The organism is Streptomyces macrolidinus (assembly GCF_023887685.1).
In the GTDB taxonomy this organism is placed as follows: Bacteria; Actinomycetota; Actinomycetes; order Streptomycetales; family Streptomycetaceae; genus Streptomyces; species Streptomyces macrolidinus.
This window is the reverse complement of the sequence record NZ_JAMWMR010000012.1, coordinates 86919-105551: the sequence shown is the minus strand read 5'-3', so window position 1 is coordinate 105551 and position 18633 is coordinate 86919. Positions and strand designations below refer to the sequence as shown.

Annotated in this window: 16 protein-coding genes; all 16 read left to right on the top strand. The window is 71.2% G+C overall.

Translation table 11 applies throughout. The annotated features are described in order from the left end of the window. The first annotated feature begins 107 nt into the window (after positions 1 to 107). On the top strand, positions 108 to 1871 hold the full coding sequence (locus NGF19_RS15880) for an enoyl-CoA hydratase-related protein (protein WP_252425554.1): 1764 nt from the start codon (positions 108 to 110) through the stop codon (positions 1869 to 1871). Positions 1872 to 1991: 120 nt separating this feature from the next. Continuing rightward, the gene (locus NGF19_RS15875) at positions 1992 to 3080 is read left to right on the top strand and encodes an NADH-quinone oxidoreductase subunit B family protein (RefSeq protein WP_252425553.1); all 1089 of its coding nucleotides are present in this window, start codon (positions 1992 to 1994) and stop codon (positions 3078 to 3080) included. Positions 3081 to 3149: 69 nt separating this feature from the next. Then, complete coding sequence (locus tag NGF19_RS15870; protein ID WP_252425552.1) at positions 3150 to 4934, top strand: nickel-dependent hydrogenase large subunit; 1785 nt, start codon at positions 3150 to 3152, stop codon at positions 4932 to 4934. Then, positions 4931 to 5467 carry a NifU-related iron-sulfur-binding protein gene (locus tag NGF19_RS15865; RefSeq protein ID WP_252425551.1) on the top strand — a complete coding sequence of 179 codons (537 nt, stop codon included), beginning with the start codon at positions 4931 to 4933 and terminating at the stop codon, positions 5465 to 5467. The genes NGF19_RS15870 and NGF19_RS15865 overlap by 4 nt, the downstream gene beginning before the upstream one ends. Beyond that, on the top strand, positions 5464 to 6114 hold the full coding sequence (locus NGF19_RS15860) for a DUF5947 family protein (protein WP_252425550.1): 651 nt from the start codon (positions 5464 to 5466) through the stop codon (positions 6112 to 6114). Before NGF19_RS15865 ends, NGF19_RS15860 begins: the two co-directional genes overlap by 4 nt. Then, positions 6111 to 6791, top strand: a complete 681-nt coding sequence (locus tag NGF19_RS15855) for a DUF6084 family protein (protein ID WP_252425549.1) — start codon at positions 6111 to 6113, stop codon at positions 6789 to 6791. Before NGF19_RS15860 ends, NGF19_RS15855 begins: the two co-directional genes overlap by 4 nt. Next, on the top strand, positions 6788 to 8212 hold the full coding sequence (locus NGF19_RS15850) for a hypothetical protein (protein ID WP_252425548.1): 1425 nt from the start codon (positions 6788 to 6790) through the stop codon (positions 8210 to 8212). Before NGF19_RS15855 ends, NGF19_RS15850 begins: the two co-directional genes overlap by 4 nt. After that, positions 8209 to 8748, top strand: coding sequence for a hydrogenase maturation protease (locus NGF19_RS15845; protein WP_252425547.1), 540 nt, complete (start codon positions 8209 to 8211; stop codon positions 8746 to 8748). Before NGF19_RS15850 ends, NGF19_RS15845 begins: the two co-directional genes overlap by 4 nt. 125 nt (positions 8749 to 8873) lie before the next feature. Beyond that, a complete protein-coding gene (locus NGF19_RS31125; protein WP_372505663.1) occupies positions 8874 to 8993 on the top strand; it encodes a DUF6893 family small protein in 120 nt (39 codons plus the stop codon). Between the two features lie 166 nt (positions 8994 to 9159). Next, positions 9160 to 9555: a hydrogenase maturation nickel metallochaperone HypA/HybF gene (locus NGF19_RS15840; protein WP_252425546.1), complete on the top strand. Its 396-nt coding sequence runs from the start codon at positions 9160 to 9162 to the stop codon at positions 9553 to 9555. A gap of 3 nt (positions 9556 to 9558) precedes the next feature. Beyond that, the gene (gene hypB, locus NGF19_RS15835; RefSeq protein ID WP_252425545.1) at positions 9559 to 10308 is read left to right on the top strand and encodes a hydrogenase nickel incorporation protein HypB; all 750 of its coding nucleotides are present in this window, start codon (positions 9559 to 9561) and stop codon (positions 10306 to 10308) included. Continuing rightward, positions 10305 to 12692, top strand: coding sequence for a carbamoyltransferase HypF (hypF, locus tag NGF19_RS15830; RefSeq protein ID WP_252425544.1), 2388 nt, complete (start codon positions 10305 to 10307; stop codon positions 12690 to 12692). The genes hypB and hypF overlap by 4 nt, the downstream gene beginning before the upstream one ends. Positions 12693 to 12723: 31 nt before the next feature. Next, on the top strand, positions 12724 to 13032 hold the full coding sequence (locus NGF19_RS15825; protein ID WP_252425543.1) for a HypC/HybG/HupF family hydrogenase formation chaperone: 309 nt from the start codon (positions 12724 to 12726) through the stop codon (positions 13030 to 13032). Then, a complete protein-coding gene (hypD, locus tag NGF19_RS15820; protein ID WP_252425542.1) occupies positions 13029 to 14153 on the top strand; it encodes a hydrogenase formation protein HypD in 1125 nt (374 codons plus the stop codon). The genes NGF19_RS15825 and hypD overlap by 4 nt, the downstream gene beginning before the upstream one ends. Beyond that, positions 14146 to 15222, top strand: a complete 1077-nt coding sequence (hypE, locus tag NGF19_RS15815; protein ID WP_252425541.1) for a hydrogenase expression/formation protein HypE — start codon at positions 14146 to 14148, stop codon at positions 15220 to 15222. The genes hypD and hypE overlap by 8 nt, the downstream gene beginning before the upstream one ends. Positions 15223 to 15621: 399 nt before the next feature. Continuing rightward, on the top strand, positions 15622 to 18621 hold the full coding sequence (locus NGF19_RS15810) for a carboxypeptidase regulatory-like domain-containing protein (RefSeq protein WP_252425540.1): 3000 nt from the start codon (positions 15622 to 15624) through the stop codon (positions 18619 to 18621). Positions 18622 to 18633 lie beyond the last annotated feature (12 nt).

Sequence of the window (18633 nt, the reverse complement as noted above, 5' to 3'; positions counted from 1 at the left end):
TCTACGAGGGCGGGGACCGGGCCTGGCCGACGATCGCAAGCGGCCGGGCACCTCTGCCCGATCGCCGTCCACCTCGTCGTCCGCCGGGAATCCGCCGGGAGCCCTTCGTGCACATCCTGCTCGTGGCCAGCGCGTTCAACAGCCTCACCCAGCGCGTCCATGCCGAACTGCGCGACCGGGGCCACACCGTGGCGGTGGAACTGGTGCCCCTCCCGGAGGGCTCGTGGCTCGAGACCGTACGGCGGCACGCCCCGGACCTCCTCCTCGCGCCGATGCTGACGACGGCGATCCCCCGCGAGGTGTGGTCCGCGTACCCGTGCTTCGTCGTCCACCCCGGCCCCGTCGGGGACCGCGGGCCGTCCTCGCTGGACTGGGCGGTCCAGGAGGGGGTGGAGCAATGGGGGGTGACGGTCCTTCAGGCCGAGGAGGAGATGGACGCCGGGGCGGTGTGGGCGTCCGTCGCCTGCGTGGTGCCGCCGGTCGCCAAGAGCGACCTGTACCGAAACGAGATCGCCGACGCGGCGCTCGCGGCCGTCCTGCTGGCCGTGGAGCGCTTCGCCTCCCGGAGCCACACCCCGCTGCCGCAGACCACCGCCCGTACCCGCCCCTACCTCGACCAGCGGGTCCGGCGGATCGACTGGGACGCCGACTCCACCCAGACCGTCGTCCGCAAGCTGCGCGCGGCGGACTCCCGGCCCGGTGTCCTGGACATGCTGTGCGGCGCCGAGTGGTACCTGCACGGCGGCCACCCCGAGGACGGCCTGCGCGGCACCCCGGGACAACTGCTCGCCACCCGGGCCGGGGCGATCTGCCGGGCCACGCGCGACGGCGCGGTCTGGATCCCCGAACTCAGACGCCGACGCACCCCCGGGCAGCCGCCCGAGGTCAAGCTCCCCGCGGTGTCGGCGCTCGGCGACCGGTTGCCCCCGCTGCCGGAACTGCCCGCGCCCCTGGAAGCGGCATGGCCCACCTGGACGGACATCCGGTACCGGGAAGAGGGGAGCGTCGGCTTCCTGTCGTTCTCCTTCCCCGGCGGCGCGATGAGCACCGCGCAGTGCCGACGCCTGCTGGACGCCTACCGGGAGGCATGCGCGCGCCCCACCTCGACGCTGGTCCTGGGCGGCGGGCGGGACTTCTTCTCCAATGGCATCCACCTCAACGTCATCGAGGCCGCCGAGGACCCCGCCGCCGAGTCCTGGACGAACATCAACGCCCTCGACGACCTCGTCGAAGCGGTTCTGAGAACCACCGACCGGCTCGTGATCGCGGCACTGGCGGGCAACGCCGCGGCAGGCGGCGTGATGCTGGCCCTGGCCGCCGACGAGGTCTGGTGCCGCACCGGCTGCGTACTGAACCCGCACTACCGGCTGATGGGCCTGTACGGCTCGGAGTACTGGACGTACACCCTGCCGCGCCGGGTCGGCGCCGCGACGGCGGGGCGCCTGCTGAGCGAGGCCCTGCCGCTGAGCGCTGTCAGCGCCCACCGCATCGGGCTGGTCGACCGCGTGATCGCCTGCGAGCCGCGCGACTTCGCCGCCGAGACCGGCCGTCTGGCGGCCCGGTCGGCAACGCTGCCGGGCACCCGGTCACGGATCGCCGTGAAGAAGGAGCAGCTCGAACTCCAGGAGAGCCGGGAGCCCCTGGCCGCCTTCCGGGAGCGGGAGCTGGCCAGGATGCACCGGACCTTCTTCGACCCCGAGGCCCCGTACCACGCACTGCGCCGCGCCTTCGTCCGCAAGGAGAAGCCCGCCCGTACGCCCGCGCATCTCGTCCTCGCCCCGCCCGCGCGCACGGCGGCGGAGCCGCACCCCGCCGCGCTCCGCGTCACTGGAACGGACCGCGATGGCATCTCGTCGCGGCCGGATGACTGATAGCAAGAAGACAGACAAGCGGCAAGAAGGCGGACAAGCAGCAAGAAGACAGGCAAGCAGCAAGAAGACAGACAGTCGAATTGCCGTTCACATCCCTTACCTCCCCGAGGAGGCGGTCCCATGACAGCGGCCACCCCGCAAGCGGCCAAGGCGAAGGGCGCCCACGGCCAGAGCGGCGACGAGACGCCCACGATCCATATCCTCTGGATCAACGCCGGGTTGAGCTGCGACGGCGACTCGGTGGCGCTGACCGCCGCGATGCAGCCGAGCATCGAACAGATCGCGCTCGGCGTGCTGCCGGGGCTGCCGAAGGTCGCCGTCCACTGGCCCCTGATCGACTTCGAATGCGGCCCGGTCCAGGGCGCGGACACGTTCATCGAGTGGTTCTTCAAGGGGGAGCGCGGCGAGATCGACCCGTTCGTGCTGGTCATCGAGGGGTCCGTACCCAACGAGCAGATCAAGCGCGAGGGCTACTGGTGCGGGTTCGGGGACAACCCCGAGACGGGGCAGCCGATCACGACCAGCGAGTGGATCGACCGGCTCGCGGACAAGGCGGTGGCGGTCGTCTGCGCCGGTACCTGCGCCACGTACGGCGGTATCCACGCCATGGCGGGCAACCCGACCGGCGCGATGGGCGTGCCCGACTACCTCGGCTGGGACTGGCGGTCGAAGGCGGGCATCCCCATCGTCTGCGTCCCGGGCTGCCCGATCCAGCCCGACAACTTCGCCGAGACGCTCACCTATCTCCTCTACCAGGTAGCCGGTTCCGCCCCGATGATCCCGCTGGACGACAAGCTGCGCCCGACCTGGCTGTTCGGGGCCACGGTGCACGAGGGCTGCGACCGCGCGGGCCACTACGAGCAGGGCGTGTTCGCCGAGCGGTACGACGACCCCACCTGTCTGGTCCGGATCGGCTGCTGGGGCCCGGTCGTCAAGTGCAATGTGCCCAAACGGGGTTGGATGAACGGCATCGGCGGCTGCCCGAACGTCGGGGGCATCTGCATCGCGTGCACCATGCCCGGCTTCCCGGACAAGTTCATGCCCTTCATGGACCAGCCGCCGGGCGCCACGCTGTCCACGAACGCGAGCGGCGCCTACGGCGTGCTCATCCGCAAGCTGCGGGCCATCACGCTCGACACGGTGGACAAGGAGCCCAAGTGGCGCCACACCGGGCGCAAGCTCACCACCGGCTACCGGCGCCCTTGGTGACGCCGCCGCACCCCCGACCCGTCCCCACCCTCCCGGACATCCCGCGCGCAGAAGGGCACGAGAGACACGATGACAGCCACGACGAAGGCAGCCCGCGACGGCAGCGGTCTGATGGAGATGTCCTGGGACCCGATCACCCGGATCGTGGGCAGCCTCGGCATCCACACGAAGATCGACTTCAAGCAGAAGCGGGTCGCGGAGTGCTACAGCACTTCGTCCGTCTTCCGCGGCTACAGCGTGTTCATGCGCGGCAAGGACCCCCGCGACGCCCACTTCATCACCAGCCGTATCTGCGGTATCTGCGGTGACAACCACGCCACGTGCTCGGTGTACGCGCAGAACATGGCCTACGGGGTGAAGCCCCCGCACCTGGGTGAGTGGATCATCAACCTCGGCGAGGCCGCGGAGTACATGTTCGACCACAACATCTTCCAGGAGAACCTGGTCGGGGTCGACTACTGCGAGAAGATGGTCAAGGAGACCAACCCCGGCGTCCTCGAACTGGCCGAACGCACCGAGGCCCCGCACGCCGCTGAGCACGGCTACCGCACCATCGCCGACATCATGCGCTCCCTGAACCCCCTCGAAGGCGAGTTCTACCGCGAGGCGTTGCAGGTGAGCCGCTACACCCGGGAGATGTTCTGCCTCATGGAGGGCCGTCATGTGCACCCCTCCACGCTCTACGCGGGCGGTGTCGGCACCGTCGCCTCCGTCCAGTTGTTCACGGACTACCTCAGCCGACTGATGCGGTACGTGGAGTTCATGAAGCGCGTGGTCCCCCTGCACGACGACCTGTTCGACTTCTTCTACGAGGCGCTGCCGGGATACGAGGAGGTCGGCCGGCGCCGGGTGCTGCTCGGCTGCTGGGGAGCGCTCAACGACCCGGAGCACTGCGACTTCACCTACGCCAACATGACCGACTGGGGACGGAAGATGTACGTCACCCCCGGCATCGTCGTGGACGGCGAACTCATCACCACCGATCTCACCGAGATCAACCTCGGTATCCGTATCCTGCTGGGCAGTTCGTACTACCAGGACTGGCAGGGCAAGGAGCAGTTCGTCACCCATGACCCGCTCGGCAACCGGGTCGACCCGCGCCACCCCTGGAACCAGCACACCATCCCGGCACCGCAGAAGCGGAACTTCGACGACAAGTACAGTTGGGTGATGTCGCCGCGCTGGTTCGACGGCAAGGACCATCTCGCCCTGGACACCGGCGGCGGCCCCCTCGCCCGGCTGTGGAGCACCGCGCTGGCCGGTCTTGTCGACACCGGCTATGTGAAGTCCACCGGCCACAGCGTGGTCATCAACCTGCCCCGCACGATGTCGAAGCCGGAGACCACCTTCGAGTGGAAGATCCCGCGCTGGAGCAACGCGCTGGAACGCAACCGCGCCCGCACCTACTTCCAGGCCTACACCGCCGCCCTCGCCCTGTACTTCGCGGAGCAGGGACTGCACGAGGTACGGTCCGGACGCACCCGGACCTGGGAGAAGTTCGAGGTCCCCGACGAGAGCATCGGCGTCGGATTCACCGAGGCGGTACGCGGTGTCCTCTCGCACCACATGGTGATCCGCGACGGGAAGATCGCCAACTACCACCCGTACCCGCCGACCCCGTGGAACGCCAGCGCCAGGGACAGCTTCGGCACCCCCGGCCCGTACGAGGACGCCGTCCAGAACACGCCGATCTTCGAGGAGAACTCCCCGGAGAACTTCAAGGGCATCGACATCATGCGCACCGTCCGCAGCTTCGACCCCTGTCTGCCCTGCGGTGTCCACATGTACGTCGGCGGCGGCAGGACCGTACAGACGATGCACGTCCCCACCGGCCTGAGCGGACTGGCCGGATGAGCGCGGCGAGTTCCGGGAGGAGTCCGGTGGACGCGGTGCGGACCGGTCGGCGCGTCGAGGAGGTGCTCGACCGACTGGCCGCCAGCGGCGACCCGGCCGTCACCGCGGCGGCCGAGGACCTGGTACGGGCCCTCATGGAGTTCTACGGCGCGGGCCTCGCCCGGATCCTCGACCTGCTGCCGCAGGACGCCCCCGTGACCGGCCTGCTCGGCGACGACCTCGTGGCGAGCCTGCTCGTCCTGCACGACCTCCACCCCGAGGACCGCGAGACCCGTGTCGCCCGCGCGCTCGCCACCGTCCGCGGCCACGACCTCGAGGTCGTGGACTTCGACGAGACGACCGGGACCCTGCGCCTGCGGACGGCCCGGGGCGCGGGCTGCGGCTGCGGCGGCGAGGCAGCGGTCCGGCAGGCGGCGGAGGAGGCCCTGGCCTGCTTCGCGCCCGAGGTCACGGTGGTCGAGGTGGAAGCCGGGGAGCGCGAACCCGTCCTGCTCCAGATCGGCACCCGCGCGGCGCCGACGAGGACGCCATGAGCGCCCCTGCCGCACCGTCGCCCGCCGCCGGGCTGCGCAGGTTCCTGGCCGAACGCCCACCCCAGCCCGAACGCTGCGGGCTGTGCGCGGCGGTGGTGGACGAGGCGCGGCACCGGCATCTCGTGGACACCGACCAGCGCCGCCTCGTCTGCGCCTGTCCGCCCTGCTTCCTGCTGATGGACCGGCCGGGCGCCACGGACGGCCGCTTCCGCGCCGTGCCGGACCGCTACCTCACCGACCCCGGCCACCACCTCGACGACCGGGCCTGGGAAGCGCTGCAGATCCCGGTCGGCGTCGTCTTCTTCTTCCGCAACCCCGCGCTCGACCGGCTGGTGGCCCTCTACCCGAGCCCCGCCGGAGCCACCGAGAGCGAACTCGAACCGGAGGCCTGGAGCACGGTCCTCGGCGACAGCCGCCTCGTCGGCCTCCTCGAACCCGACGTGGAGGCCCTGCTGTTGCACCGCGACCCCGCCGGGCGCGTCACCTGCCACCTCGTGCCGATCGACATCTGCTACGAACTCGTCGGCCGTATGCGCCTGTTGTGGCAGGGCTTCGACGGTGGCGCGGAGGCCCGCGCCGCCCTGGACGCGTTCTTCGCCCAGGTCGAGGAGCGCGCCAGACCCGTGGGCGAGGAGGACAGGTCATGACGGAACTGACCTTCTCCTGCACGGGCGTTCGCGCCGACCGCTACGCCGTCGGACCCACCCTCGTGTTCCGGCTGCGCATCACCACGCCCGACGACGACACCCCCGTGCACGCCCTCGCGCTGCGCTGCCAGATCCGTATCGAGCCTGCCCGGCGCGGCTACGAGACGGCCGAGAGCGACGGACTCGTGGACCTGTTCGGCGACCGCTCCCGCTGGGGCAGCACCCTGAAGCCGCTGGAGTTCGCCCAAGTCCCGCTCATGGTTCAGGGGTTCACCGGCCGGACCGAGACCGACCTCGTGGTGCCCTGCACCTACGACCTGGACATCGCCGCCTCCCGCTACCTCGCCGCCCTCGAAGGCGGCGAGGTCCCGCTGCGGATGCTCTTCTCCGGTACGGCGTTCACCGGAGCGGGCGGCTTCCGCGTCGAACCCGTCCCCTGGGACCGGGAGGCGCTCTTCGGGATGCCGGTCGCGATCTGGCGGGAGATGATCGAGCAGCACTTCCCCGGGTGCGGCTGGATCCGGCTGCCCCGCGCCACCATGGACGCCCTGCTGGCCTTCCGCTCGCGGCGAGCGCTGCCCTCCTGGGAGGCGACCGTACGGGCCCTGCTCGACGAGGCGGACCCTCCCGACCCGCCGAGCCCTCGCCGCACCCTCACCGGAAGGACCGCTCCGTGAGCGTGACCGCGTTCGCCCCCGAGACGGAGGCGCGCTTCGCCCACGCGCGGCAGGTGGCCGACGCCGTCCTCTTCGAGGGCTATGTGCTCTACCCCTACCGGGCCTCGTCCGCCAAGAACCGGCTGCGCTGGCAGTTCGGCGTGCTCGTACCGCCCGCCTGGGGCGCCGAGCGCGACGAACACGACTTCCAGCACACCGAGTGCCTGCTGGAGCCCCGCGCGGGCACCACCCTCGCGGTCGAACTGCGCTTCCTGCGCGCCCGCCGCAGGACGGTCCAACAGGTGCGGCCGGGCGGCGGGTTCGAGACCGTCGCCGAACTCCGGTTGCCCGACCGGGTGTTGGTCCCCTGGGACGAAGGCTGTGAGGAGCGCGTCGAGGCCGTCGTGACCATGGACTCGCTCCTGGACGGCGACGGGGTCACGATCCCCTTCACCCGCCCCGCCGGGGAGGAGAGCGAACCCGTACGGGACGAGAACGGCTTCCTGGCCGGGCGAGTGCTGCGCCGCTACGAGCAACTCGACGGCGCGCTGCGGCTGTCGGCCCGCGAACTCGACGGCCCCTACCGGGTCGTACGGCTGAGCGCCGTGGTCGAGAACACCAGCACCTGGACGCCCGCTCAGGACGAGGCCGCGGGCCGGGACGCGGCACTCCCGCGCTCCCTCGTGGCCAGCCATCTGCTGATGGGGCTGAGCACCGGGTCGTTCCTGTCGATGACGGATCCCCCCGAGTGGGCCAAGGCCGCCGTCGCCGCCTGCCGCAACCTGCACACCTGGCCCGTACTGGCCGGTGCGGTCGGTCAGGCGGATCTGATGCTGTCCTCGCCGATCATCCTGGAGGACCATCCGGCCATCGCCCCCGAGAGCCCGGGCGCCCTGTACGACGCCACCGAGATCGACGAGATCCTCGCGCTGCGCACGGCCGCCCTCACCGACGAGGAGAAGCGGGAGGCACGGGGCACCGACGAGCGGGCCGCCGCCGCCGTCGACCTCGCGGAGTCGATGCCCCCGGAGGTCCTGGAGCGCCTGCACGGGGCGGTGCGCGGCCTGCGCGAGGTGACCGGACCCGCGCCCGACGCGCCCCTGCCCGACGAGTACGGACTCCCGCCCACGGACACCCCCTGGTGGGACCCGGCGAGCGAGGCGGGCTTCGACCCGGCACACGACCATGCCGTCGTGGACGGCCGGACCGTCGCCGCCGGAAGCCGAGTTCGGCTCGACCCCGGCCTGCGGCACACCGACGCCCAGGACTTCTTCCTGTGCGGGCGCACCGCGAAGGTCGAGGCCGTGCTGCACGACGTGGACGGAACGGTGCATCTGGCGGTGACCCTGGACGACGACCCGGGCGCCGACATCCGCCGCGAGCAGGGCCGCTTCCTCTACTTCCAGCCCGACGAAGTCACCCTCCTGGAGGACGACGCATGAGCCCACCCGCGAGCGGCGGCGTCCTCGTCGCCGGGATCGGCAACATCTTCCTCGGCGACGACGGCTTCGGCGTGGAGACCGCACGCGCCCTGGCCGCGCGCCCGCGACCCGACCGGGCCGAGGTCGTGGACATCGGGGTACGAGGAGTGCACCTCGCGTACCAACTCCTCGACGGCTACGACACGTTGATCCTGGTGGACACCACCGTACGGGGCGAGGAACCCGGCACCCTCTATGTGCTCGAACCCGACACCGCCGGGACCGGGACACCGGGCGCCCCGCTGGACGGCCACCGGATGACCCCCGACGCCGTCCTCGCCCTGCTGGGCACGCTCTGCGCCCAGACCGGGGGAGAGCCACCGCGGCGCACGCTCGTCGTGGGGTGCGAACCGGCCTCGCTGGACGAGGGCATCGGCCTCAGCCCACAGGTGTCCGCCGCCGTACCCGAGGCCGTCCGACTGATCGAGGAGATGCTGTGGAGCGACGAACCCCCCGAACCCGAGCCGACGTCTGCGGTTCCCGGAACCGCGACCTGAGAAGCCGCGACTTGTTGAGAAGCCGCGACCTGAGGAGCCGCGACGTAACGAGCCGCGACGTAACGAGCCGCGACGTAAGGAGTCGCGCCGCCATCCGTGCCCCCCGGGTCCGCGAAGTGAGGGTGGTGAGGCGAGGCACCCTGTCGAGGAACATCCTCGGCGGTCTGGCAGTCGGTGCCGTGGCCGCCCTCGTCGCGCAGACCATGCCCGACATCCTGCGCTATCTGCGGATCCGCAGGATGTGACGCTCCGCGGGCGCGCGCGACGGCGCCGTGCCGTTGCGACGAACGGCGGACGCGGCCGGACGGCGACGGCGCGCCGGTCCCTCGGCCTCCGGCGCCTCACCTCTAATGGTCGTCGGCGGCTGCGTACCCACGCCCCGCCCCAGACGTCTCGCCGGGACGGAGACCGATGCACGAGATGTCCATCGCACTGGCCGTGGTCGGCCAGGTGGAGGAAGCCGCCGAACGAGCAGGGGACGTCACCGCGGTGCGCTCGGTACGGCTCCAGGTGGGCGAACTGGCCGGTGTCGTCCCCGACGCCCTGTCCTTCTGCTTCGAACTCGCCTGCGCCGGAACGGTGTTGGCGGGCGCCGAGCTGGTCACCGAAGCGGTGCCGGGCCGGGCCCGCTGCGCCCCGTGCGCCCACGAGTGGCTCGTCGGCATGCCGCCCCTGCTGAGCTGCCCGCGCTGCGGCGCGGGCACCACCGACCTGCTGGCGGGCCGTGAACTACAGATCGTCAGCGTGCACTGGGAGGACGGCCCGGCGCACGCGGCCACCCGCGAACCGATCCCCGAGGAGCGCTGAACCATGTGCCGAGTGGTCGACCTCCAGCAGGCCGTACTCGCCAAGAACGAACAGAGCGCGTACACCCTGCGCGCGGAACTGGCGGCTCGCGGCACCGCGGTCGTCAATCTGCTCTCCAGTCCCGGCAGCGGCAAGACCGCCCTGCTGGAACGCGAACTCGTCCTCGCGCGCGAGCGATCCGTGCCGGTCGCCGCGCTGACCGCCGACCTCGCCACGGAGAACGACGCGACGCGGCTGGCGCGTTCGGGCGTTCCGGTCAAGCAGATCCTCACCGACGGGCTGTGCCATCTGGAGGCCGACATGCTCGGCCGCCATCTGGACGGCTGGCCGCCCGGCGCCGCTCGGCTGCTGTTCGTGGAGAACGTCGGCAACCTCGTCTGCCCGGCCTCGTACGACCTCGGGGAGACCCTGCGCGTCGTCCTCGCCTCCGTGACGGAGGGCGAGGACAAGCCGCTGAAGTACCCCACCGCCTTCGGACTCGCCCATCTGGTCGTGGTCACCAAGACCGACATCGCCGAGGCCGTCGCCTTCGACGAGGCGACGTTCCGCGCGAACGTCGAGCAGGTCAACCCCGGGGTGGAGGTGCTGCTGACCTCGGCTCGCGCGGGCGTCGGCGTCGGCGCCCTGCTGGACCGGGCGCTGGCCGCCGCGGACGGCGCCCCCGTGCACACCCCGGTCATGGCCCGACGGCCGCACCGGCACACCCATGACCACGCGGACGGCACCGGCGCCATGGCCCCGTCCGGCTCGTGAGCGGCCCGCCGCCCCCGAGGGCCGTCGCCGCTCCGGCACCCCTGCGCCGCAAGGTCAGCGTCCACGGTGTGGTGCAGGGGGTCGGCTTCCGGCCGTATCTGCACGCTCTCGCCACCGGCCTGGGCCTGAGCGGACAGGTGACGAACACCCCCGAAGGCGTCCTCGCCGAGGTCGAGGGGGACCCCGAGGCGGTCGCCCGGTTCTGCGACCGGATCGCGCTCGACGCGCCACCGCTGGCCCGCGTGGAGGACGTGCGGTACGAGGAGATGCCCGCCACCGGCGACACCGCCTTCACCATCCTCGCCTCCCGCACGGGCGGCCCGGCCGGGACGTCGATCCCGCCGGACACCGCCACCTGCGCCGCGTGCCTGAGCGAACTGGCCGACCCCGCCGACCGGCGCCACCGCCACCCCTTCGTCAACTGCACCCACTGCGGCCCGCGGTTCACGATCGTCACCGGTCTGCCCTACGACCGGCCGCACACCACCATGGCGGGCTTCCCGATGTGCCCCGACTGCGCCCGCGAGTACGCCGATCCGGCCGACCGCCGCTTCCACGCACAGCCGGTCGCCTGCCCGGCCTGCGGCCCCCGGCTCCGACTGCTCCTGCGCCGACCGGACGGCGACGGCCCGCCGCGGCCGGTCGCCACCGCGGATCCGGTCGCCGAGGCCCGCGCGCTGCTGGCGGACGGAGCGATCGTGGCCGTCAAGGGGCTCGGCGGCTATCACCTGGCGTGCGACGCCACCGACCCCGCCGCCGTCGCGTTGCTGCGACACAGGAAGGGGAGAGGGGACAAGCCGTTCGCCGTCATGGCCCGCGGCGTCGACGACATCGAGCACCTGGTCCGGCTCGGCCCGACGGAACGGAGTCTCCTCACCGGCGGCACCCGGCCCATCGTGCTGCTGCGCCGCCGCACCGCGCCGGGGGCCCTGCGGCCCGCCGAGGCCGTCGCCCCCGGCAGCCCCGACCTCGGCGTCATGCTGCCGTACACGCCCCTGCACCATCTCCTCCTCGGTCTCCCCGGGGATGCCGAAGGCCCCCGGCTGCTCGTCATGACCAGTGGCAACGTCTCCGGCGAGCCGCTCGTCACCGACGACGAGGAGGCCCTGTCGAGGCTCGCGCACCTCGCCGACGCCTGGCTCACGCACGACCGGCCGATCCATGTGCCGTGCGACGACTCGGTGGTGCGCGTGTGCGACGGCGAGCCGCTGATCGTGCGCCGTGCCCGTGGCTGGGCGCCGCTGCCGGTGACGCTTCCGGTGTCGGTGCGGGCGGCCCTCGCGGTCGGCGGGGACCTCAAGAGCGTCCTCTGTCTCGGGGAGGGCCGCCGGGCCTGGCTGTCCGCCCACATCGGCGACATGGACGACCTCGCCACCCAGCGGGCCTTCGAGCGGGCCGCGGCCCACCTGGAGTCGATCACCCCGGTGCGGCCGGAGATGCTGGTGGCCGACCGGCATCCCGGCTATCGCTCCGCCCGGTGGGCCGTCCGCAACGCCGCAGGCAGGCCCGTCGTCCAGGTCCAGCATCATCACGCGCATGTCGCCGCCGCGATGGCGGAGAACGGACGAGACGGCAGCCGGCCGGTGATCGGCGTCGCCTTCGACGGCACGGGCTACGGGGACGACGGGGCGGTGTGGGGCGGGGAGGTCCTGCTCGCCGACTACGACGGCTTCACCCGGTTCGGGCATCTCGCGTATGTGCCGCTGCCCGGCAGTGACGCCGCGGTGCAGCGGCCCTACCGCATGGCGCTCGCACACCTGCGGGCGGCCGGGCTCGACCGGTCGGACCGGCTCGCCTGTACGGCCGCCTGCCCGCCCGACGAACTCCGCGTACTGGAACGGCAGTTGGAGCGGAACCTGAACTGTGTGCCCACCTCCAGCATGGGGCGGCTCTTCGACGCCGTGTCCTCGCTCGCGGGCGTGTGCCAGCGCGCCGGGTACGAGGCCCAGGCCGCCGTCGAGCTGGAGGCCGCCGCGCTGCGGGCACCGGCCGACGACACCACGGCCTACGCCTTCGCCCTGCGGCCCGCGCGGCCGGGCGGCGGGCCGGTCCAGGCGGATCCGGCACCGGTGCTCGCGGCCGTCGTCGACGACCTGCGCGCAGGCGTGGGACCGGCCTTGATCGCGGCCCGCTTCCACCGGGCCGTCACCGGCCTCGTCCACCGCCTCTGCGTCCTGGCGCGCGAGCGACACGGCCTCGACACCGTCGCCCTGACCGGCGGTGTCTTCCTCAACTCCCTGCTCTCTTCAGGCTGTTCGCGGGCGCTCGAAGCGGACGGCTTCACCGTGCTGCGCCACCACCTGGTGCCGCCGGGTGACGGCGGTCTGGCGCTCGGCCAGCTCATGGTGGCCGCGCGGGCCGAGGAGAACGGCGAACGTCCCTGATCGACCCCACCCCCACAGCGAGGAGAGGCCCATGTGCCTGGCGGTACCCGGCAGAGTGCTGGAGATCGAGGAACGTGACGGCACCCGGATGGCCACCGTCGACTTCGGCGGTGTGGTCAAGGAGGTGTGCCTGGAGTACCTGCCCGACCTGAAGGTGGGTGAGTACGCCATCGTCCACGTCGGCTTCGCGCTCCAGCGCCTGGACGAGGAGTCGGCGCGGCAGACGCTCGAACTCTTCGAGAACCTCGGCCTGTTGCAGGAGGAGTTCGGCGACCCCTGGGAGCAGGCCGCCGAGGCCGGGGGAGGGCTCCCGCCCGCGGCCGAGGAGGTACGCAAGTGAAGTACATCGACGAGTTCCAGGACCCGGAGCTGGCGCGCCGGCTCCTGGACGACATCCATGCCACGGTGACCCGGCCCTGGGCGCTGATGGAGGTCTGCGGCGGACAGACGCACAGCATCATCCGCCATGGCATCGACCAACTGCTGCCGACGGAGGTGGAGTTGATCCATGGGCCCGGCTGTCCGGTGTGTGTGACCCCGTTGGAGGTCATCGACAAGGCGCTGGAGATCGCCTCCCGCCCGGAGGTGATCTTCTGCTCCTTCGGCGACATGCTCCGGGTGCCCGGCACGGGACGGGACCTGTTCCAGGTGCGCGGGGCGGGCGGCGACGTACGCGTGGTCTACTCGCCGCTGGACGCCCTGCGGCTCGCGCGGCAACACCCCGACCGGCAGGTGGTGTTCTTCGGTATCGGCTTCGAGACGACCGCGCCGCCCAACGCCATGACGGTGTACCAGGCCCGCAAGCTGGGCATCGAGAACTTCAGTCTGCTGGTCTCCCATGTGCGGGTGCCGCCCGCCATCGAGGCGATCATGCGCTCGCCGGACTGCCGGGTCCAGGGCTTCCTGGCGGCCGGGCATGTGTGCAGCGTGATGGGCGTGGGGGAGTACCCCGAGCTGGCCGAGCGCTTCGGTGTCCCGATCGTGGTGACCGGGTTCGAGCCCCTCGACATCCTCGAAGGCGTACGGCGGACCGTGGCCCAACTGGAGCGCGGTGAGCACACCGTCGACAACGCCTACCCCCGTGCCGTACGGCCCGAGGGCAACGCGGCGGCCAAGGCCATGCTGGAGGACGTCTTCGAGGTCACCGACCGTGCCTGGCGCGGGATCGGGGTGATCCCGGACAGCGGCTGGCGGCTGTCCGCCGAGTACCGTGAGTACGATGCCGAGTTCCGCTTCCGGGTGGACGGCATCAAGACCCGTGAACCGGCCGAGTGCCGCAGCGGCGAGGTGCTTCAGGGCCTGCTCAAGCCGCACGAGTGCGAGGCGTTCGGCACCCTCTGCACCCCCCGCACCCCGCTCGGCGCCACCATGGTCTCCAGCGAGGGCGCCTGCGCCGCGTACTACCTCTACCGGCGCCTCGAGACCACCCCGACGCCCCGGGAGGCGAGCCCCGTTGTCTGAGACCACCGATCTGACCGCCTCCCTGGACCCGGCGGCCTGGACCTGTCCGGCTCCGCTGAGCGAGCAGTCCCGTGTCGTCATGGGCCACGGCGGGGGCGGGATGCTCTCCGCGGAACTCGTACGGGACGTCTTCGCGCCCGCGTACGGGGGCGCCGTGCTCGCGCAGGCGGGCGATGCCGCACAACTCGCGCTCGGTGGCGTGCGGTTGGCCTTCTCCACCGACTCCTTCGTGGTACGGCCGCTGTTCTTCCCCGGCGGCAGCATCGGCGATCTCGCCGTCAATGGCACCGTCAACGACCTTGCCATGAGCGGCGCGAGGGCCGCCTATCTCTCCTGCGGATTCATCCTCGAGGAGGGCGTCGGACTGGAGACGGTGAGCCGCGTCGCCGAGGCGCTCGGCGCTGCCGCGCGGGCGGCCGGTGTCGAGGTGGCGACCGGGGACACCAAGGTGGTGGAGGCCGGGCACGGCGACGGTGTCTACGTCAACACGGCCGGAATCGGCCTGATTCCGGCCGGTGTCGACCTGCGACCGCAGCGGGTCGTCCCCGGTGACGTCGTCATCGTCAGCGGTGCCATCGGTGTGCACGGCGTGGCGATCATGAGCGTCCGGGAGGGGCTGGAGTTCGGCGTGGAGATCGAGAGCGACTGCGCGGCCCTCGGCGGACTGGTCGACACCATGCTCGCGGTCACACCGGATCTGCATGTGCTGCGCGACCCCACGCGGGGCGGTCTGGCCGCCGCGCTGAACGAGATCGCCGCCGCCTCGGGCACCGGGGTCGTCATCAGGGAACGCGAGGTCCCCGTCCCGCCGGCCGTCGCCAACGCCTGCGCGGTGCTGGGCCTGGACCCCATGTACGTAGCCAATGAAGGCAAGTTGGTGGCGTTCGTCCCGCGCGAGCACGCCGACGCCGTCCTGGACGCGATGCGGACACACCCTCTGGGAACGGAGGCCCGGATCATCGGCGAGGTGGTGGAGGACCACCCGGGCATGGTGGTGGCCCGCACCGGCCTGGGGGGCACCCGGGTGGTCGACCTGCCGGTGGGGGAGCAACTCCCGCGTATCTGCTGAGCGTTGGATTCCCGTCGGTCAGCGCCAGGAAGAGCCGGGAACAGTCAGGAACAGCCAGGATGGGACCTGTCGTCAGGAAGAGCCCGAGTGGTGACCGTCGGTTTTGGGTACGCCGTAGCACGTTGTGACGGCGGAGCCTATGATCTTGGTCGCATGTCGTTGGCGGGTTCATGCCATGTCAGGTATCTGCCATACATGGCCCTCTTGTCGAGGACATGCCCCTGGTGCATTAGTTGTCGGCGGTGGATGAAACCCCATCCACTGTCGACCGAGAACCAGCGCACGGGTCGACCCCAGCTCGGCAAGCATGGGAGTCACACATTGCGCAGCACATCGAGTCACTCCAGACCAGCCGCGCGGAGAACCTCCGCGCGGCTGGCTGCGTTCACCGCGGCGGCCGTGGCCGTTCTGGGCTTCCCCATGACCCAGGCGGCCGGTGCCGCGGCAGCTCCTCAGGGCACCGCCGCCACCGCGTCGGGCCCCGAGGCGAAACAGGCCGTCGGCAATCACGGCGAGGTCACCGGCACCGTCACCGACGGCTCGGGCAAGGCGCTCGCCGGCGCCTCCGTCGTGGCCGGCTCCTACCGGGCGGTCACCGACGCCCAGGGGCACTACAACCTGACGATCCCGCCCGGTACGTATGACATGGCCGCGTACGCCTACGGCTACAAGGCCAAGAAGGCCCGCGGCGTCGTCGTCGACGCGGACGGTACCGCGACGACCGACTTCGCGCTGGACGCGGTGCCCCACCAGACCGTCACCGGCAAGGTGACCGATGGCTCCGGCCATGGCTGGCCGCTCTACACGAAGATCACCGTCAGCAATGTGCCCGGCGCCCCGATCTTCACCGATCCGTACACCGGCGAGTACAGCGTCGACCTGCCGGAGGGCGACGAGTACACCCTGAACTTCGCCCCCGTGTACCCCGGCTACGAGCCCGTCACCAAGCAGGTGGCCGTGGGTGACGCGGCGCAGGCCGTGAACGTCGCGGCCAAGGCGGACCCCACGTCGGACAAGGCACCCGGTTACGAGATCAAGCGGTCCGGTCCGACCGAGCACTTCGACTCCGCCACCGACGCCCCCGCAGGCTGGAGCGTGGTCAACGCCGACGGCACCACCGGCGGCTGGGAGTTCGGCGACCCGCACAAGCGGGGCAACAAGACCGGCGGCTCGGGCACCTTCGCCATCGTCGACAGCGACCACTACGGCAGCGGCAAGAAGCAGGACAGTTCGCTGATCAGCCCGGTCTTCGACCTGAGTGATAATGACAGCCCCGAGCTGTCCTTCAACACCGACTACAAGAACTTCTCCAACCAGGCCGGCAACATCGACGTCAGCACCGACGGCGGTACGACCTGGACCAACGTCTGGAACCGCACCACCGTCCTGGCCGGCCCGGCTCACGTCGAGGTTCCGCTGACCCAGTACGCCGGGAAGCCCAGCGTGCAGTTGCGGTTCCACTTCACGGCCAGCTACGGCTACTGGTGGCAGCTCGACGACGTGTTCGTCGGCAAGAAGACCTACGAAGCAGTCGACGGCGGTCTGGTGGCCGGTACGGTCAAGGACGCCAACACCGGTGAGGGTGTCGTCGGCGCCACCGTCGTCAACACCGACTCCCCGCAGGACAAGGCCACCACCGCGGCCACCCCGGACGACCCGGCGCTCGGTGGCAGCTTCTACTGGATGTTCACGTCCAAGACGGGTAGCCACAAGTTCACCGCCGCCAAGTCGAAGTACGGCGACGTGGACAAGACGGTGGACGTGGCGGCGGACAGCACCAGCAAGGCCGACTTCAGCCTGAGGGCCGGCAAGCTGACGGTGACCCCCAACTCGGTCGACAAGACGGTCGGCTGGGGCGGGAAGGGTACCCAGGACCTGACGGTGAAGAACACCGGTGGGGCGCCTGCCAGCCTCACTCTGACAGAGCAGCCGGGCGGGTTCACGCAGCAGGTCAAGGGCGGCGCTCCGCTCAACCTGGTCAAGGGCGACTACTCCCCGCTGGCCCTCGGCAAGGGCCAGACCTCGAACGCGGCTCCGGCTGCCGATGCCGCGGGTGACGCCTGGCAGCCGATGCCCAACCTGCCGGGCGCGGTGCAGGACAACATCGGCGCGGTGTTCGGTGGCAAGGTCTACTCCGGCTTCGGCTTCACCGGCAGTGCGGACACCAACGCGCTGTACGCCTACGACCCCGACGGCGGCGCCTGGACCAAGCTGGCCTCCGCGTCCGAAACCCGTGAGGGCAACCCGGCCCACGGCTTCATCGGCGGCAAGCTGTACGTGGTCGGCGGCTGGGGTGCGGGCGGTGACCCCGTCGCCAAGCTGGAGGTCTACGACCCGGCTTCGAACAGTTGGTCCACCAAGGCGCCCTCGCCCAAGCCGTACGCCGGTTCGGGTAGCGCGGTGCTCGGCGGCAAGCTGTACGTCGTCGGCGGCTGCACCAGTAGCTGTGGCACCAAGGACGCCACGGTCTACGACCCGGCCTCCGACAGTTGGTCGAACATCGCCTCCTACCCGGAGCCGATCTCCTGGCAGTCCTGCGGTGGCATCGACGGCAAGCTCTACTGCGCCGGTGGCAACAACGGCACCGCCTCGACCAAGCACTCCTACGTCTACGACCCGGGCACCGACGCCTGGTCGCCCGTCGCCGACCTGCCCGCCGACCTGTGGGGCTCGGCGTACAGCGTGGGCAACGGCATGCTGCTGGTCTCCAGCGGTGTGACCAGCGACAGCACCGCCATCACCAACCAGGGCTACGCCTTCGACCCGGGCACCGGAAGCTGGACCGCCCTGCCGAACGCCAACACCAGCGTCTACCGCACGGGTGGCGCCAGCGGCTTCTACAAGGTCGGCGGCAACCCCGGTGGCAGCTTCACGCCGCCGATCTCCGCCGTCGAGGTGCTGCCCGGCTATGAGCAGGGTGGCGACTCCTCCGACGTCACCTGGCTCTCCACGAGCCAGGAGTCGGTGACGGTCCAGCCCGGCGCGAGCGCGACGGTCACCGTCACGCTGGACGCCTCGGTTCCCGAGATCACCCAGCCCGGTGCCTACACCGCCGCGCTGACCGCCAAGACCGACACCCCGTACGCGAACGACAACATCAACATCACGATGCACGTCAACCCGCCGGCCACCTGGGGCAAGTACACCGGGACCGTGCTGGGCGCCGACGGCAAGGGCGGCACCGCGCCGCTCGCCGGGGCGACGGTCCAGATCGACAGTTGGGCCACCAGCTACACGCTGCGGACCGCCAAGGACGGCACCTTCGCCCTCTGGCTGGACACCCGCAACAACCCGCTCACCGTGATCGTGGCCAAGGACGGCTACCAGCCGACCGTCACCACGGTGAAGATCAAGAAGGGGGTCGCGGTCACCGGCGACTTCACGCTGAAGAAGGCGTAGTGACCCGGTTCC

Excerpts from the sequence above, each read along its gene's own strand:
- NGF19_RS15875 (WP_252425553.1), top strand. The coding sequence starts at position 1,992 with ATGACAGCGGCCACCCCGCAAGCGGCCAAGGCGAAGGGCGCCCACGGC.
- NGF19_RS15870 (WP_252425552.1), top strand. The coding sequence starts at position 3,150 with ATGACAGCCACGACGAAGGCAGCCCGCGACGGCAGCGGTCTGATGGAG.
- NGF19_RS15865 (WP_252425551.1), top strand. The coding sequence starts at position 4,931 with ATGAGCGCGGCGAGTTCCGGGAGGAGTCCGGTGGACGCGGTGCGGACC.
- NGF19_RS15860 (WP_252425550.1), top strand. The coding sequence starts at position 5,464 with ATGAGCGCCCCTGCCGCACCGTCGCCCGCCGCCGGGCTGCGCAGGTTC.
- NGF19_RS15855 (WP_252425549.1), top strand. The coding sequence starts at position 6,111 with ATGACGGAACTGACCTTCTCCTGCACGGGCGTTCGCGCCGACCGCTAC.
- NGF19_RS15845 (WP_252425547.1), top strand. The coding sequence starts at position 8,209 with ATGAGCCCACCCGCGAGCGGCGGCGTCCTCGTCGCCGGGATCGGCAAC.
- NGF19_RS15840 (WP_252425546.1), top strand. The coding sequence starts at position 9,160 with ATGCACGAGATGTCCATCGCACTGGCCGTGGTCGGCCAGGTGGAGGAA.
- hypB (WP_252425545.1), top strand. The coding sequence starts at position 9,559 with ATGTGCCGAGTGGTCGACCTCCAGCAGGCCGTACTCGCCAAGAACGAA.
- NGF19_RS15825 (WP_252425543.1), top strand. The coding sequence starts at position 12,724 with ATGTGCCTGGCGGTACCCGGCAGAGTGCTGGAGATCGAGGAACGTGAC.